A 15,010-nucleotide genomic window follows, 5' to 3' on the forward strand; every position below is an offset into this window, starting at 1 on the left:
GCCCCTGCCGCTGGCGACAGGAGGCCCCACCCAAATCGGCGGACCGCCGTAACGGCCGCCACTATTCCGGAGGTTGCTGGACCCATGCTGAAGAGCTCTCAGCGCAGAATCGCCGCGGGCGCGCTGCTTGCGGCGGCCACGATGGTCGTCACCACCGCCTGTGGCGGCGGCAGCGGCGACGGTGGCGGCAAGGGGAACACGGGCGCGGCGGGCTTCAACGCCGCCGTGAACAAGGTCGCCAACGCCTCCGACAAGAAGGGCGGCGAGCTGAAGTTCATCGGCTCGCAGGAGGCCGACAGCTGGGACCCGCAGCGCGGCTACTACGGCTTCGTGTGGGACTTCGCCCGCTACTACACCCGCCAGCTCGTCACCTTCAAGGCCGAGCCGGGCGCCGCCTCCACCGAGCTGGTCCCGGACCTCGCCACCGACGCGGGCAAGGTCTCGGCCGACGGCCTCACCTACACCTTCACGCTGAAGGACGGGGTGACCTGGGAGGACGGCAAGCCGATCACCTCCAAGGACATCAAGTACGGCATCGAGCGCATCTGGGCCCAGGACGTCATCTCCGGCGGCCCGATCTACCTCCAGCAGGTCCTCGACCCCAAGGGCGAGTACAAGGGTCCGTACAAGGACACCGCCGCGGACAAGCTCGGCCTCAAGGCGATCGAGACCCCGGACGACAAGACCATCATCTTCAAGCTGCCGGTCGCCAACGGTGACTTCCTGCAGATGCTGGCCATGCCCGCCGCCTCCCCGGTCCGCCAGGACAAGGACACCAAGGCCAAGTACGGCCTGAGGCCCTTCTCCTCCGGCCCGTACAAGTGGCAGTCGTACACGCCCAACAAGTCGATCAAGCTCGTCCGCAACGAGAAGTGGGACGCCAAGACCGACACCGTCCGCAAGGCGCTCCCGGACAAGGTCTCCGTCACGTTCACCACGAACGCCGACGACATGGACAACCGTCTGGTCGAGGGCGAGTACGACCTCGACATCAACGCGACGGGTGTCGGCGCGGCCGCGCGTCAGAAGGTGCTCCAGCAGCACAAGGACAACGTCGACAACCCGCAGACGGGCTTCATCCGCTACGCGGTCTTCCCGCAGACGGTGATCCCCAACGTCGAGTGCCGCAAGGCGATCATCTACGCCGCCGACTCGAAGTCCCTCCAGACCGCCCGTGGTGGCCCGCAGGCCGGTGGCGACATCGCCTCCAACATGCTGCCGCCGGCGATCAAGGGTGCCGACCCGAAGGCCGACCCGTACGGCAAGCTCGGTGGCGCCCCGGACCTGGCGAAGGCCAAGGAGGCGCTGAAGAAGTGCGGTAAGCCGAACGGCTTCAAGACCACGATCGCGGTCCGCAACAACAAGAAGATCGAGATCGCGACCGCCGAGTCCCTCCAGCAGTCGCTGAAGGCCGTCGGCATCGACGCCCAGATCGACCAGTTCGACGGCGCCCAGACCTCCGGCATCATCGGTTCGCCGAAGGTGGTCAAGGAGAAGGGCTACGGCATCATCATCATGGGCTGGGGCGCCGACTTCCCGACCGGTCAGGGCTTCCTCCAGCCGCTGGTCGACGGCCGCTTCATCCTCCAGAGCGGTAACAACAACTTCTCCGAGCTGAACGACAAGGCCATCAACGGCCTGTTCGACCAGGCGCTGAAGGAGACCGACCCGGCCAAGGCCGGCGAGCTCTACAAGCAGATCAACACGAAGGTGTCGGAGGCCGCGGTCTACCTGCCCTTCACGCACGAGAAGAACATCATCTGGCGCAGCTCCCGGCTGACCAACGTCTACACGGCGGACGCCTACAACGGCCGCTACGACTACGCGTCGCTCGGCGTCGTCAAGTAATCCGACCCGCTTCACCGGCGCACCACCCGCCGCCAGGTCCGAAGGGCAGGTGATGGCCGTTGGCGGCGGCCGGGGGACCCGATCGGGTCCCCCGGCCGCCGACCGGCCGACCGCATGCTTGCATACATAATCCGACGGCTCTTCGCAGTCGTCGTGATGCTGCTCGTCGTCACTCTGGTGACGCTCAGCATCTTCTTCCTCATCCCCAAGATGACCGGCAGCGACCCTGCCGCGATGTTCGTCGGCAAGCAGGCGGATCCGGCTTCCATCGAGGCCATCCGGCAGAAGCTGGGCCTGGACGAGCCGATCCTGGTGCAGTTCTGGCACTTCGTCTCCGGCATCTTCGTCGGCCGTGACTACACGGGCGGCGGTGACACGATCCACTGCGCCGCGCCCTGCTTCGGCTACTCGTTCCGTACCGAGCAGGACGTGTCGACGATGCTCGTCGACGCCTTCCCCGTCACGCTGTCCATGGTCATCGGCGCCGCCGCCCTGTGGCTGGTGCTCGGCGTCTCGGCGGGCGTGATCTCCGCGCTGAAGCGGGGCACGGTCGTGGACCGTACCGCGATGATCACCGCACTCGCCGGTGTCTCGCTCCCCATCTTCTTCACCGGCATGCTGTCGATGTTCGTCTTCCGCACGCAGCTGCACTGGCTCAACGCCTCGTACACGCCGATCACCGAGTCCTTCGGCGGCTGGTTCGGCGGCCTCCTGCTTCCGTGGGTGACCCTCGCCTTCCTGTACGCGGCGATGTACGCGCGGCTCACCCGCGCCACCATGCTGGAGGTCCTCGGCGAGGACTACATCCGCACCGCGCGGGCCAAGGGCCTGCCGGAGCCGGTCGTGCTCGGCAAGCACGCCATGCGCTCCACCATGACCCCCATCCTGACCATCTTCGGCATGGACCTCGGCGCCCTCGTCGGCGGCGCGATCCTGACCGAGAGCACGTTCAACCTCCAGGGTCTCGGCTGGATGGCCATCAAGGGCGTGACCGAGCGTGACCTGCCGCTGATCCTGGCCGTCACCCTCATCACCGCCGCCTGCGTCGTCATCGCGAACCTCGTGGTGGACCTGCTGTACGCGGTGATCGACCCCCGAGTGAGGCTCGCATGACGGACAAGCTGACGAAGACGGGCGCCGCGGTGGGCGAGCCCGTCGACACGGGGAAGTCCGCCCCCTCCCAGGCCTTCCTCGACGTACGCGACCTGAAGATCCACTTCCCGACCGACGACGGTCTGGTCAAGTCGGTCGACGGCCTCAGCTTCCAGCTGGAGAAGGGCAAGACCCTCGGCATCGTGGGCGAGTCCGGCTCCGGCAAGTCGGTCACCTCGCTCGGCATCATGGGCCTGCACACCGTCGGCCAGTACGGCCGGCAGAAGGCCCGCATCTCCGGCGAGATCTGGCTGAACGGCCGCGAGCTGCTGTCGGCGGACCCCGAAGAGGTCCGCAAGATGCGCGGCCGCGAGATGGCGATGATCTTCCAGGACCCGCTGTCCGCGATGCACCCGTACTACTCGGTCGGCAACCAGATCGTGGAGGCGTACCGCATCCACAACGACGTCGACAAGAAGACGGCGCGCAAGCGGGCCGTCGAACTCCTGGACCGGGTCGGCATCCCCGAGCCCGCCAAGCGGTTCGAGAACTACCCGCACGAGTTCTCCGGCGGCATGCGCCAGCGCGCGATGATCGCCATGGCGCTCGTCAACAACCCCGAACTGCTCATCGCCGACGAGCCGACCACCGCGCTCGACGTCACCGTGCAGGCCCAGATCCTCGACCTGATGCGGGACCTCCAGAAGGAGTTCGGCTCCGCGGTCGTCATCATCACCCACGACCTCGGCGTCGTCGCCGAGCTCGCCGACGACATCCTCGTCATGTACGGCGGGCGCTGCGTCGAGCGCGGACCGGCCGAGTCCGTCTTCTACGAGCCCCAGCACCCCTACACCTGGGGCCTGCTCGGCTCGATGCCCAGGATCGACCGCGAGCAGACCGAGCGGCTCATCCCGGTCAAGGGCAACCCGCCCAGCCTCATCAACATCCCGAGCGGCTGCGCCTTCAACCCCCGCTGCCCGTACGCGGACGTCCCCAAGGGCGGCATCACGCGCACCCGGCGGCCGGAGCTGGCGCCGGCCGGGGACCGCCACTTCTCGGCGTGCCACATGCCGCAGCAGGAGCGGACCCGCATCTGGACCGAAGAGATTGCGCCGAAACTGTGAGCGACAACATGGAGCCCCTGCTCAAGGTCAACGGCCTGAAGAAGCACTTCCCCATCAAGAAGGGGCTGCTCCAGCGCCAGACCGGTGCGGTCAAGGCGGTCGACGGCCTCGACTTCGAGGTCTACCCCGGTGAGACCCTCGGCGTCGTCGGCGAGTCCGGCTGCGGCAAGTCCACGATGGGCCGGCTCGTCACCCGGCTCCTCGAACCGACCGCCGGCACCATCGAGTTCCAGGGCACGGACATCTCGCACCTCGGCGTCTCGGGCATGCGTCCGCTCCGCCGGGACATCCAGATGATCTTCCAGGACCCGTACGGCTCGCTGAACCCGCGCCACACGGTCGGCACGATCGTCTCGGCCCCCTTCAAGCTCCAGGGCGTCGAGCCCGAGGGCGGCGTGAAGAAGGAGGTCCAGCGCCTGCTGGGCCTGGTCGGCCTCAACCCGGAGCACTACAACCGCTACCCGCACGAGTTCTCCGGCGGCCAGCGCCAGCGCATCGGCATCGCGCGGGCCCTCGCCCTGAAGCCGAAGCTGGTCGTCGCGGACGAGCCGGTGTCGGCCCTGGACGTCTCCATCCAGGCGCAGGTGGTCAACCTCCTGGACGACCTCCAGGAGGAGCTGGGCCTCACGTACGTGATCATCGCCCACGACCTCTCCGTGATCCGCCACGTCTCGGACCGCATCGCGGTGATGTACCTGGGCAAGATCGTCGAACTCGCGGACCGCAAGTCGTTGTACGAGTCCCCGATGCACCCGTACACCCGGGCCCTGATGTCCGCGGTCCCGATCCCGGACCCGCGCCGCCGGGGCGCCAAGAGCGACCGGATCCTCCTGAAGGGCGACGTCCCGTCCCCGATCGCCCCGCCGCCGGGCTGCCGCTTCCACACCCGCTGCTGGAAGGCCACGGACGTCTGCCGGACCCAGGAACCCCCGCTCCTGGAACTCCGCCCGGGCCAGCGCGTGGCCTGCCACCACCCGGAGAACGCGGAGGGCTTGACGATCCCGGAGGCCCGCCAGTCGGTGGACGTCACGATCACGAAGCCGCCGGTCGAGACGAAGGCCCCGGAGGTCCCGGCGCCGGTGAAGCCGGCCGAGCCGGAGCCGGCTGAGGCCGAGGCCCCGAGGTCGCCGGAGCCCGCCGAGGCGGAGGCCGTGAAGCCGGCCGAGGCCCCGGAGCTGACGACGCCGACCGAGTCGGAGGCCCCTGAGCCGCCGAAGCCGACCAAGGCCGAGGCTTCTGAGGCGACGGACCCGGCCGCCGAGGCCGACGCGCCGAAGGCGTGACCCACGAGGCCCCTGCCGCCGAAAGGCGCAGGGGCCTCTGCCGCGCCCGCCCCCGGCAGGCCGCCCCGCAGGCCGCCGCGTTCGGGACCCACGGCGCACCCGGGACAATGGCCCCGTGCTCCACGACCTGTTCACCCCCTCCGTCCAACACGCCCTCGACCTCGTCGGCATCTTCGTCTTCGCCATCTCCGGCGCCCTCCTCGCCGTCCGCAAGAACTTCGACGTCTTCGGCATCGCCGTCCTCGCCGAGGTCACCGCCCTCGGCGGCGGTCTCCTCCGCGACCTGATCATCGGCGCCGTACCCCCCGCCGCCTTCACCGACCTCGGCTACTTCCTGATGCCGCTGATCGCGACGGCCTTCGTCTTCTTCCTCCACCCGGAGGTCGAGCGCACCCAGACCGCCGTGAACGTCTTCGACGCGGCCGGCCTGGGCCTCTTCTGCGTCACCGGCACCACCAAGGCGTACGACTACGGCCTCGGCCTCACCGCCTCCGCCGCCCTCGGCCTCGCGACCGCCGTCGGCGGCGGTGTCCTGCGGGACGTGCTCGCGAACGAGGTGCCGTCGCTGCTGCGCTGGGACCGGGACCTGTACGCCGTCCCGGCGATGGTGGGCGCGACGATGGTCGTGCTGTGCATCCGCTTCGACACGCTGAACGCGTTCACGAGCGGCACCGCCGTGGTCACCGCCTTCGTGCTCCGCCTCCTGGCGATGCGCTTCCACTGGCGGGCGCCCCGCGCCTGGAACCGCCGTTCGTCCGCCCGCGAGGAGGACACGGGGAAAGCTACCGCTCAGTAGCTACCTGCGGTACCGTCGGAATCATGAGCACGAGCACCGAAGCCGTCTTCACGAGCGAGTTCGACCGCGACACCGCCCTCACCCTCCGGGCGCCCGGCGTCTACGACGCCGACCTCTCCGCCGGCTGGACGATCATCCACGCCGTCAACGGCGGCTACCTCCTCGCCCTGCTCGGCCGCGCCCTCGGCGACCACCTCCCGCACCCCGACCCGTTCACGATCTCGGCGCACTACCTCACGCCGTCCGTGCCGGGCCCCGCGGTGATCCGGACGGAGACCGTCCGCACCGGCCGGACCCTCTCCACCGGTCAGGCCTCGCTCTTCCAGTACGCAGAGGACGGCACCGAGGTCGAGCGCATCCGCGTCCTCGCCTCGTACGGTGACCTCGACGCCCTCCCCGACGACGTCCGCACCTCCGCGACGCCCCCAGAGATGGCCCCGATCGAGAACTGCTTCAGCGCCGCGGACAACCCGGCCCCGAGGATCCCCGGTTCGTCCGCGATCGCCGACCGTCTCGACCTCCGCCTCGACCCGGCCTGCGTGGGCTGGGCGGTCGGCGCTCCCTCGGGCAAGGGCGAGATGCGCGCCTGGTTCGGACTCGCCGACGGCCGGGAGCCCGACGCGCTGTCCCTGCTCCTCGCTGTCGACGCCCTGCCGCCGACCTCCTTCGAGCTGGGCCTCAAGGGCTGGACGCCGACCGTGGAGCTCACCACCCACGTGCGCTGCCGCCCGGCCCCGGGCCCGCTGCGGGTCTCGATCACCACCCGGAACCTCGCCGGCGGCTTCCTCGAGGAGGACGCCGAGGTCTGGGACAGCGCCGACCGCCTGGTCGCCCAGTCCCGCCAACTGGCCCGCGCCCCGCGCGGCTGACACGACGCGGCTGACCCCGCGCGACCGGTCGCGCGCGACGGACGCCGCGCCCGACCCCGCGCGACCGAACCCCCGCGCCGGGCGACGCGGCGGCCGATAACCGCCGCCCGCGCCCGGCGGAAACAGGCCGGGCGCCGGGAGCCGCCGGGTGGGCTCGTAGAATCGACCCACCATGGCTTACCTCGACCACGCCGCGACCACGCCCATGCTGCCCGAGGCGATCGAGGCGATGACCGCCCACCTCGCCGTCACGGGCAACGCCTCCTCCCTGCACGCCGCCGGACGGCGCGCCCGGCGGACCGTCGAGGAGGGGCGCGAGACGCTCGCCGCCGCGCTCGGCGCGCGGCCGAGCGAGGTCGTCTTCACCTCCGGCGGCACCGAGGCGGACAACCTCGCCGTGAAGGGCCTGTACTGGGCCCGGCGCGACGCCGACCCCCGCCGCACCCGCGTCCTCGCCAGCCCGGTCGAGCACCACGCCGTCCTGGACGCCGTCGACTGGCTCGCCACCCACGAGGGCGCCACCCTCGAGTACCTCCCCGTCGACACCCACGGCCGCGTCCACCCCGAGGCCCTGCGCGACGCGATCGCCCGCGACCCCGACTCGGTCGCGCTCGCCACCGTCATGTGGGCGAACAACGAGATCGGCACGATCATGCCGGTCCGTGAACTCGCCGACGCCGCCGCCGAGTTCGGCGTCCCCCTGCACGCCGACGCCGTCCAGGCCGTGGGCCAGGTCCCGGTCGACTTCGCCGCCTCCGGGCTCGCCGCGATGACCGTCTCCGGCCACAAGATCGGCGGCCCCTACGGCATCGGCGCCCTGCTCCTGGGCCGCGAGCACACCCCCGTACCCGTCCTGCACGGCGGCGGCCAGGAGCGGCACGTCCGCTCCGGCACCCTCGACGTGCCCGCCGTCGCGGCCTTCGCCGTCGCCGCCCGGCTCGCCGCCGAGCGGCGCGAGGAGTTCGCCCGCGAGATCGGCGCCCTGCGCGACGAACTCGTCACCGCCGTCCGTACGGTCGTGCCCGACGCGATCCTCGGCGGCGACCCCGTCGAGCGGCTCCCCGCCAACGCCCACTTCACCTTCCCCGGCTGCGAGGGCGACTCCCTGCTTCTCCTCCTCGACGCCGCCGGCATCGCCTGCTCCACCGGCTCCGCCTGCACCGCCGGCATCGCCCAGCCCAGCCACGTCCTGCTCGCCACCGGCACCGACCCCGACCTGGCCCGGGGCACCCTGCGCTTCTCGCTCGGCCACACCTCCACCAAGGAGGACGTGACGGCGGTCGCCGAGGCGATCGGCCCGGCCGTCGAGCGGGCCAGGACCGCCGGCCTCAGCTGAGCTTCGTGCTCTCCCTCCGTACGAGGGCGAGATACCGGTCCCAGTCCCAGTGCGGGCCGGGATCGGTGTGGTCGGTGCCCTCGACCTCGACGTGTCCGATGATGTGCTCCCGGTCCACGGGTATCCCGTACCGGGCGCATATCCCGGCCGCGAGCCGCGCCGAACCCTCGTACATCGCCGCCGTGAAGTCCTGCGGCCGGTCGACGAAGCCCTCGTGCTCGATGCCGACGCTCCGCTCGTTCATGTCGCGGTTCCCGGCGTGGAAGGCCACGTCGAGCTCCCGGATCATCTGCGCCACATGACCGTCCTTGCGGACCACGTAGTGCGCGGCGGCCCCGTGCGCCGGGTTCTTGAAGACCTTCAGGGCGCTCGTGTAACTGCCCTGCACGACATGGATCACGACCCGGTCGATCGTGTAGTCGTCCGGCCGGTCGGCCCGCCGCCAGTTCGCCCGCGCCGCCGACGTCCACTCGGCTCCCTTGTGGTCCAGCTCCCCCTCGACCCGCTTCTTCTCCATCCCCGGCAGGCGCCACCAGAGCCGCCCCAGCTCGTCCCCGGCCAGCGCGACCGTGCCCACCGCGGCGACGGCGCCGCCGATCAGCACGGCCCGCCGCCCCACCCGGCGGCTGCCCGCCCCGTCCCCCGCGCCGTTCGACTCGCTCCCCATGCCACCGAGAACGCTCGGCACCGCGATCGCGGTTCCCGGCGCCCCGTACCCTGGTAGGGCTATGACTAAGACTCTCCGCGTTCTCGCCGCCATGTCGGGCGGAGTGGACTCCGCCGTCGCCGCCGCCCGCGCCGCCGAAGCCGGGCACGACGTCACCGGCGTGCACCTGGCCCTCTCCGCGAACCCGCAGTCCTTCCGTACGGGGGCGCGGGGCTGTTGCACGATCGAGGACTCGCGCGACGCGCGCCGGGCGGCCGACGTCATCGGCATCCCCTTCTACGTCTGGGACCTGGCCGAGCGGTTCCGCGAGGACGTCGTCGACGACTTCGTCGCGGAGTACGAGGCGGGCCGCACGCCCAACCCGTGCCTGCGCTGCAACGAGAAGATCAAGTTCGCCGCACTCCTCGACAAGGCGCTCGCCCTCGGCTTCGACGCGGTCTGCACCGGCCACTACGCCACCGTCGTCCTCAACGAGGACGGCACCCGCGAGCTGCACCGGGCCTCCGACATGGCCAAGGACCAGTCGTACGTCCTCGGCGTGCTCGACGAGAAGCAGCTCGCCCACGCGATGTTCCCGCTCGGCGACACCCTCACCACCAAGGACGAGATCCGGGCGGAGGCCGAGCGGCGCGGGCTGGCGGTCGCGAAGAAGCCCGACAGCCACGACATCTGCTTCATCGCCGACGGCGACACCCAGGGCTTCCTCGCCGCCCGCCTGGGCAAGGCGGAGGGCGACATCGTCGACGAGACCGGGACGAAGCTCGGCACCCACGAGGGCGCGTACGGCTTCACCATCGGCCAGCGCAAGGGCCTGCGGATCGGCCACCCGGCCGCGGACGGCAAGCCCCGCTACGTCCTCGACATCTCGCCCGTGAACAACACCGTCACCGTCGGCCCCGCCGAGGCCCTCGACGTCACCGCCCTCACCGCGATCAAGCCCCGCTGGTGCGGCACCGCCCCCGAAGGCCCCGGCCGCTACACCGCCCAGCTCCGCGCCCACGGCGGCGAGACGCCGGTGAGCGCGGCGATGGAGGACGGCGAACTGAAGGTCACCTTCGACGAGCCGGTCCGCGGCGTGGCCCCCGGCCAGGCGATCGTCCTGTACGACGGGACGCGCGTGGTCGGCTCGGCGACGATCGCGGCGACCACCCGCCACACGCCGGCGCAGGCCACCGCCTAGACCGGCTCGACCAGGGCCTCCTCCAGGAACTCCGCCAGGACCGGGGCCAGGACGTGCGGGGCCACCTCGTGCGTCTGGCCCGTCAGGGTGCGGTGCCGGGCCCGGGGGAGGGCGGCCGTCAGGGCGCGGGCCGCGTGCCGGGTGGCCGCCGGGCTCGCGCCCCCGTCGACGACGAGCACGCGCGGGGCGACCCGCCCGAGGGCCTCCCCGCCGACCGTGCACGGCGGCTCGTACACCGACACCGCGCGCACCGGTAGCCCGGCCGCCGCCCCCGCGAGCGCGAGGTCGGCGCCCGTGCCGGTGCCGTGCACGGCCGCTCCCGGCCCCGCCGCCCCCAGGACGGCCGCCAGGTCCTCGACCTCCCGCTCCACCGCGCCGGCGCCGCGCCGCTCGTACGTCACCACGCGGAAGCGCCGGGCGAGCAGCCCCGCGAGCGTCCGCCCGCCGCCGTCGCCCACGAGCACGAGCGGCGGCCCGTCCCCGTACCACTCGTACGCGATCTCCGTCCCGTCCCGCGACACGACCCGGCCCCGGACCCTGCTCGGCGTGCAGCCCACCTCGTCCATGGCAGGGCAGACCGGAGCCGTCACCGGAACTCATCGCCGCCCGCCGGACTTCTTCCGCGAGCCCCTACCGTGGAACCCATGAACATCTGCGTCTTCCTCTCCGCCGCCGACCTCGACGAGCGGTACACCGCCCCGGCCCGCGAGTTCGCCGCCCTGCTCGGCAAGGCCGGCCACACCCTCGTCTGGGGCGGCTCCGACACCGGCCTCATGAAGGTCGTCGCGGACGGAGTCCAGGACGCGGGCGGCCGGCTCGTCGGCGTCTCCGTCGACTTCCTGGCCCACAAGGCCCGCCCGAATGCCGACGAGATGGTGATCACCAAGGACCTGGCCGAGCGCAAGGCCCTCCTCCTCGCCAAGTCCGACGCGATCGTGATCATGGTCGGCGGCACGGGCACCCTCGACGAGGCCACCGAGGTCCTGGAACTGAAGAAGCACGGCAGGCACCGCAAGCCGGTCGTCCTCCTCAACACGGCGGGCTTCTACGAAGGCCTGAAGGCCCAGTTCCGCCGCATGGAAGCCGAAGGCTTCCTCCCGAGGCCCCTCAAGGACCTCGCCTTCTTCGCCGACGACGGCCCGTCGGCCCTCGCGTATCTGGAGTCGAGCCTGAGCTGAGCGACGCACTCTTCGACTGCCCGTGCGAGGTGCGTACCAGCGCTCCTCAGTGTCCGAAATTCATCTGCGACGGCAGCCTTGATCACGGTCTGCGCTAGGTTCGTCACGCACCGAAGTCGAAGTGGAACGTGGACGAGACGGGGGAAAGCGGTGTCGTTGTCCCAGCGCTGGCAGGAACTGTTCGACCCGGCCGACGGCGAGGCCGTCGTCGTGTCGGCCCGGGGAACGACGAGCGGCACGCTCAAGCACAGCCAGGGTCCCTGGACCAGCGCGTCCGGCACCGCGGGTGACCTCCGCACCAGCACGGAGACGAGCCGGTCGGCACTCGGCTCCGGGCACGAGGGCATCGACGCCGGAGCCACGGGCCTCACCTCGGTCGCGGCACTCAAGAGCGTGCGGACGTCATGGGAGGAACGGCTCCGGGCGTTACGGGACGAGTGTGAGCAGCTCAAGGGAACCTTGCTGACCGTCGCCAAGGAGATGGGGGAGACGGAGAGCGCCATCGCACGGTCCTTCGGGGTCGGCGGGAAGCGGTGACCGCACCCCTCACCTGGCAGCTGTTGCGCGACCTCAGGACCTCCGAGCTGACGGAGGCGGGAGACACCTGGCACGAGGTGTCGAACCGGTCGGACTCCGATCGCGTACGGGTCGACCGCGCGATGTCCGCGAAGCTACGCGAGACCCAGGAGAGCGAGTCGGCGGAGGCGGCTCTCGGTCGACTCCGGCGCCTCAGCCGCAACTTCCAGTACCTGCACAGCGAGTGCGGCCTCGTCCGTACGACGCTCAACGGCCTCGCCGCCGATCTCGCCGAACCGCAGAACCAGTTGAGGCAGGCCCTGGCGGACGCCGCCGCCCTGAACTTCACCGTCCACGAGGACGGTTCCGTGAGCTACCCGGCGGCCGAGGTCGAGGATCTGACCGGTGCGACGAAGGAGGCGCCGGGCAGCAGCGTCCGGGGCGGTTCCCGCCTCCCCCTGGAGCCGCCCGGCTTCGGCGAGCGGTCGCCGCTGTACTTCAAGCCGCTCAACCCGAACGCGGCCAAGGCGCAGGACGTGGCCGACCGCATCGCCCGCGCAGTGCGCTCCGCCGGGGAGATCGACGCCCGGTACGCCAAGACCCTGAGCGGCCTCAAGGCAGAGAAGGGCCTCGACGTCACCGAGGCCACTCTGACGGACGTCGCCCGGGACACCGCCGACGTCCGCAGCCGGACCGGCATGTACCTCGGCGAGGACGTCCCCGAGGACAAGAGTCCCGCCGAGCGGAAGAAGTGGTGGGACGGTCTCACCGAGGAGCAGCGCCGGGAGTACCTGGAGATCGCGCCGGACCTGATCGGCGGCCTGGACGGCATCCCGGCGGTCGCCCGCGACGAGGCGAACCGCAACTATCTGCCGGTCCTCATGGAGGAGTTGGCCCGCAAGGGCGACGGTGACTCCGAGACCAAACTGGACGCCCTCCGCATGATTCAGGACAAGCTGAACAAGCCGAGCGATCCGCCGATGTTCCTGCTCGGCATCGGCGACGAGGGCAACGGGCGCGCGATCGTCGCGTACGGCAACCCGGACACGTCGAGGAACGTCTCGGCGTACGTGCCGGGCTTCCGCACCAAGTTGAACGAGGAGTTCGTCACCGACACGATGCAGCGCGCGCAGGACACGGCTCTGGCAGCGCGGAGCGTCGATCCGTCCAGCGCGTCCATCATCTGGCTCGGCTACGACGCACCACAGCTTGCGGATGTGGCCACCACAGGGGATGCGGAGAGGGGCGGTCGCTCCTACAACCAGTTCATGTCGGGGCTCTCGGAGACCAACGAGCACAAGGACTCCCATCTGACAGCGATTGGGCACTCCTACGGTTCGCTCACCGTGGGAACGGCCGCCAAGCAGTCGGGCGGGATTCCCGGGGTCGACGACATCATTCTGGTCGGCAGCCCTGGTGTCGGTGTCGACAAGGCCGAGGACCTGGGAGTGGGCCGCGACCACGTCTTCGTCGGTTCCGCCGACAACGACCTGGTCACCAAGATGCCGTCGAACCAGCAGAGCGGGGCCGGGGCTGTCGGCGCCCTCGTCGGAGCACCCCTCGGCCCGGCTGGCATGGCCGCTGGCGCTTACATCGCCGGCGACGTGGCGGACCGGGGCGACGACGACCTGCGCTTCGGCAAGGACCCCGCGAGCGAGGCCTTCGGCGGTCGTCGCTTCCTGGTCGACGATGGGCCCCGTCCCGTCCGTGACCTGGGGTTCATGGACGCCCACTCCCAGTACTTCACGCCCGGCCTGGACTCGGAGTCGGCGCTGAACATCGGCAGAATCGTCGGCGGGAGATCCGACAAGATCAGCACGGAGGCGTACCGATGAAGCGACTGGGAAGGGCGGTCCGGATGGCCGCCGCCGTCATCCTGGCCGGCGCAGTGCTGGCGGGTTGCGGAGGATCGGGCGATGGAGGAGCGACGCCAGACATGAACATGCAGGATGCGGCAGACCGCGCGGACGCGATGCTGGATGCGACGCTGAACGCGGTCACGCCGGAGATTCAGTGGGACCATCACACCAACACGGCACGAGGCTGTGATCTGACGCGGCGCCGCGCGGTGACGACCATCATTTCCGAGCAGAGGCGCGGCGCCTTTCTGGGCGTGATCGAGCGGTTCTGGAAGAAGAGCGGCTACAGGATCTCCTCGGTGAATCCGGACCCCGAGATGCCAGCCCTGTTCGCCAAGTCGCCCGACGGCTTTCAGTTGACGCTGAGCGTCGGCTACAAGGGCCAGGCGTTCTTCGATGTCATCACCCCCTGCGTCGAGCACTCCGACGTCGCCGAGCCCACCTCCAAGCCCAACGGCCCCGCCTATCCCCTCGGCCACATCCCCACCCCCAACGTCCGCTCCGCCTTCTGGTCCGCCACGACTCCCGCCCCCACCCCCTCCGCCTGACCGCAGGTGGGAGCATGGCTCCCATGGCTACACATGTGATCACCGGAGCGGGTTCCGGCATCGGCGCGGCCGTCGCGCGTCGTCTTCACGCGCGCGGGGACGAGCTCGTGCTGCACGTGCGGGACGCGGGGCGGGCCAAGGAGCTCGCCGCGCGGTTCCCCGGGGCGCGGACGCTCGTCGGGGACCTCGCCGACCCGGACCGGCTGTCGTGGGCGTTCTCGCACCAGAGCCTGCCGGAGCGGGTGGACAGCCTGCTGCACATCGCGGGTGTCGTCGACCTCGCCCCGATCGGGGACCTCACCCCGAAGACCTGGCACCACCAGCTGAACGTCAACCTGGTCGCCCCGGCCGAGCTGACCCGTCACTTCCTTCCGCAGCTGCGGCTCTCCAAGGGGCACGTCGTCTTCGTGAACTCGGGCGCCGGGCTCAACGCGCACGCCGAGTGGGGCGCGTACGCCGCCTCCAAGCACGGCCTCAAGGCCCTCGCGGACTCCCTGCGGCACGAGGAGCACGCCCACGGCGTGCGGGTGACCTCGGTCTACCCGGGGCGTACCGCCAGCCCCATGCAGGCGAAGGTCCACCAGCAGGAGGGCAAGGAGTACGACCCGTCGAAGTGGATCGACCCCGAGTCCGTCGCGACGGCGATCCTCACCGCGATCGATCTGCCGCGCGACGCGGAGATCAACGATCTCACCGTGCGTCCGGGGCGGTAGA

Annotated in this window: 15 protein-coding genes; 13 read left to right on the forward strand and 2 right to left on the reverse strand. The window is 70.9% G+C overall.

Going from position 1 to position 15,010, the window contains the following annotated elements:
• Positions 1 to 84 precede the first annotated feature (84 nt).
• The 7 genes from ACZ51I_RS17350 (at position 85) to ACZ51I_RS17380 (ending at position 8,348) form a co-directional block, all read left to right on the forward strand.
• Positions 85 to 1,848, forward strand: coding sequence for an ABC transporter substrate-binding protein (locus ACZ51I_RS17350; RefSeq protein ID WP_468876466.1), 1,764 nt, complete (start codon positions 85 to 87; stop codon positions 1,846 to 1,848).
• Positions 1,849 to 1,962: 114 nt separating this feature from the next.
• Positions 1,963 to 2,961 (forward strand): ABC transporter permease, encoded by a 999-nt coding sequence (locus ACZ51I_RS17355; protein ID WP_468876468.1) that lies wholly within the window; start codon positions 1,963 to 1,965, stop codon positions 2,959 to 2,961.
• On the forward strand, positions 2,958 to 4,064 hold the full coding sequence (locus ACZ51I_RS17360) for an ABC transporter ATP-binding protein (protein WP_468876470.1): 1,107 nt from the start codon (positions 2,958 to 2,960) through the stop codon (positions 4,062 to 4,064). Before ACZ51I_RS17355 ends, ACZ51I_RS17360 begins: the two co-directional genes overlap by 4 nt.
• A gap of 8 nt (positions 4,065 to 4,072) precedes the next feature.
• A complete protein-coding gene (locus tag ACZ51I_RS17365) occupies positions 4,073 to 5,347 on the forward strand; it encodes an ABC transporter ATP-binding protein (protein WP_468876852.1) in 1,275 nt (424 codons plus the stop codon).
• A 115-nt stretch (positions 5,348 to 5,462) separates the two neighbouring features.
• Positions 5,463 to 6,143, forward strand: a complete 681-nt coding sequence (locus ACZ51I_RS17370; RefSeq protein ID WP_468876471.1) for a trimeric intracellular cation channel family protein — start codon at positions 5,463 to 5,465, stop codon at positions 6,141 to 6,143.
• Between the two features lie 23 nt (positions 6,144 to 6,166).
• The gene (locus ACZ51I_RS17375; protein WP_468876473.1) at positions 6,167 to 7,012 is read left to right on the forward strand and encodes a thioesterase family protein; all 846 of its coding nucleotides are present in this window, start codon (positions 6,167 to 6,169) and stop codon (positions 7,010 to 7,012) included.
• 172 nt (positions 7,013 to 7,184) lie between these two features.
• Complete coding sequence (locus ACZ51I_RS17380) at positions 7,185 to 8,348, forward strand: cysteine desulfurase family protein (RefSeq protein WP_468876475.1); 1,164 nt, start codon at positions 7,185 to 7,187, stop codon at positions 8,346 to 8,348.
• On the opposite strand, the gene ACZ51I_RS17385 is transcribed toward ACZ51I_RS17380, so the two are convergent.
• Positions 8,341 to 9,015: an N-acetylmuramoyl-L-alanine amidase gene (locus ACZ51I_RS17385; protein WP_468876854.1), complete on the reverse strand. Its 675-nt coding sequence runs from the start codon at positions 9,013 to 9,015 to the stop codon at positions 8,341 to 8,343. The genes ACZ51I_RS17380 and ACZ51I_RS17385 overlap by 8 nt on opposite strands.
• Positions 9,016 to 9,076: 61 nt before the next feature.
• On the opposite strand from ACZ51I_RS17385, the gene mnmA reads away from it, so the two are divergent.
• Complete coding sequence (mnmA, locus tag ACZ51I_RS17390) at positions 9,077 to 10,195, forward strand: tRNA 2-thiouridine(34) synthase MnmA (RefSeq protein ID WP_468876477.1); 1,119 nt, start codon at positions 9,077 to 9,079, stop codon at positions 10,193 to 10,195.
• On the opposite strand, the gene ACZ51I_RS17395 is transcribed toward mnmA, so the two are convergent.
• The gene (locus tag ACZ51I_RS17395) at positions 10,192 to 10,761 is read right to left on the reverse strand and encodes an alpha/beta fold hydrolase (protein WP_468876855.1); all 570 of its coding nucleotides are present in this window, start codon (positions 10,759 to 10,761) and stop codon (positions 10,192 to 10,194) included. The two genes, mnmA and ACZ51I_RS17395, sit on opposite strands and share 4 nt — an antisense overlap.
• 78 nt (positions 10,762 to 10,839) lie before the next feature.
• Between ACZ51I_RS17395 and ACZ51I_RS17400 the strand changes: the two genes are divergently transcribed.
• The 5 genes from ACZ51I_RS17400 (at position 10,840) to ACZ51I_RS17420 (ending at position 15,009) form a co-directional block, all read left to right on the forward strand.
• A complete protein-coding gene (locus ACZ51I_RS17400; RefSeq protein WP_468876478.1) occupies positions 10,840 to 11,373 on the forward strand; it encodes an LOG family protein in 534 nt (177 codons plus the stop codon).
• A gap of 150 nt (positions 11,374 to 11,523) precedes the next feature.
• Positions 11,524 to 11,910 (forward strand): hypothetical protein, encoded by a 387-nt coding sequence (locus ACZ51I_RS17405; protein WP_468876480.1) that lies wholly within the window; start codon positions 11,524 to 11,526, stop codon positions 11,908 to 11,910.
• The gene (locus tag ACZ51I_RS17410) at positions 11,907 to 13,724 is read left to right on the forward strand and encodes an alpha/beta hydrolase (RefSeq protein WP_468876481.1); all 1,818 of its coding nucleotides are present in this window, start codon (positions 11,907 to 11,909) and stop codon (positions 13,722 to 13,724) included. The genes ACZ51I_RS17405 and ACZ51I_RS17410 overlap by 4 nt, the downstream gene beginning before the upstream one ends.
• Positions 13,721 to 14,296: a hypothetical protein gene (locus ACZ51I_RS17415; protein WP_468876483.1), complete on the forward strand. Its 576-nt coding sequence runs from the start codon at positions 13,721 to 13,723 to the stop codon at positions 14,294 to 14,296. Before ACZ51I_RS17410 ends, ACZ51I_RS17415 begins: the two co-directional genes overlap by 4 nt.
• A gap of 14 nt (positions 14,297 to 14,310) precedes the next feature.
• Complete coding sequence (locus ACZ51I_RS17420; protein WP_468876485.1) at positions 14,311 to 15,009, forward strand: SDR family oxidoreductase; 699 nt, start codon at positions 14,311 to 14,313, stop codon at positions 15,007 to 15,009.
• Position 15,010: the final 1 nt, after the last annotated feature.

The organism is Streptomyces sp. NPDC034084 (genome assembly GCF_055575535.1).

What these genes read in the sequence shown, in the direction of transcription:
- ACZ51I_RS17415 (WP_468876483.1), top strand. Translation starts at nt 13,721, where the DNA reads ATGAAGCGACTGGGAAGGGCGGTCCGGATGGCCGCCGCCGTCATCCTG.
- mnmA (WP_468876477.1), top strand. Translation starts at nt 9,077, where the DNA reads ATGACTAAGACTCTCCGCGTTCTCGCCGCCATGTCGGGCGGAGTGGAC.
- ACZ51I_RS17350 (WP_468876466.1), top strand. Translation starts at nt 85, where the DNA reads ATGCTGAAGAGCTCTCAGCGCAGAATCGCCGCGGGCGCGCTGCTTGCG.
- ACZ51I_RS17395 (WP_468876855.1), bottom strand. Translation starts at nt 10,761, where the DNA reads ATGGACGAGGTGGGCTGCACGCCGAGCAGGGTCCGGGGCCGGGTCGTG.
- ACZ51I_RS17375 (WP_468876473.1), top strand. Translation starts at nt 6,167, where the DNA reads ATGAGCACGAGCACCGAAGCCGTCTTCACGAGCGAGTTCGACCGCGAC.
- ACZ51I_RS17355 (WP_468876468.1), top strand. Translation starts at nt 1,963, where the DNA reads ATGCTTGCATACATAATCCGACGGCTCTTCGCAGTCGTCGTGATGCTG.
- ACZ51I_RS17385 (WP_468876854.1), bottom strand. Translation starts at nt 9,015, where the DNA reads ATGGGGAGCGAGTCGAACGGCGCGGGGGACGGGGCGGGCAGCCGCCGG.
- ACZ51I_RS17365 (WP_468876852.1), top strand. Translation starts at nt 4,073, where the DNA reads ATGGAGCCCCTGCTCAAGGTCAACGGCCTGAAGAAGCACTTCCCCATC.
- ACZ51I_RS17400 (WP_468876478.1), top strand. Translation starts at nt 10,840, where the DNA reads ATGAACATCTGCGTCTTCCTCTCCGCCGCCGACCTCGACGAGCGGTAC.
- ACZ51I_RS17380 (WP_468876475.1), top strand. Translation starts at nt 7,185, where the DNA reads ATGGCTTACCTCGACCACGCCGCGACCACGCCCATGCTGCCCGAGGCG.
- ACZ51I_RS17420 (WP_468876485.1), top strand. Translation starts at nt 14,311, where the DNA reads ATGGCTCCCATGGCTACACATGTGATCACCGGAGCGGGTTCCGGCATC.
- ACZ51I_RS17360 (WP_468876470.1), top strand. Translation starts at nt 2,958, where the DNA reads ATGACGGACAAGCTGACGAAGACGGGCGCCGCGGTGGGCGAGCCCGTC.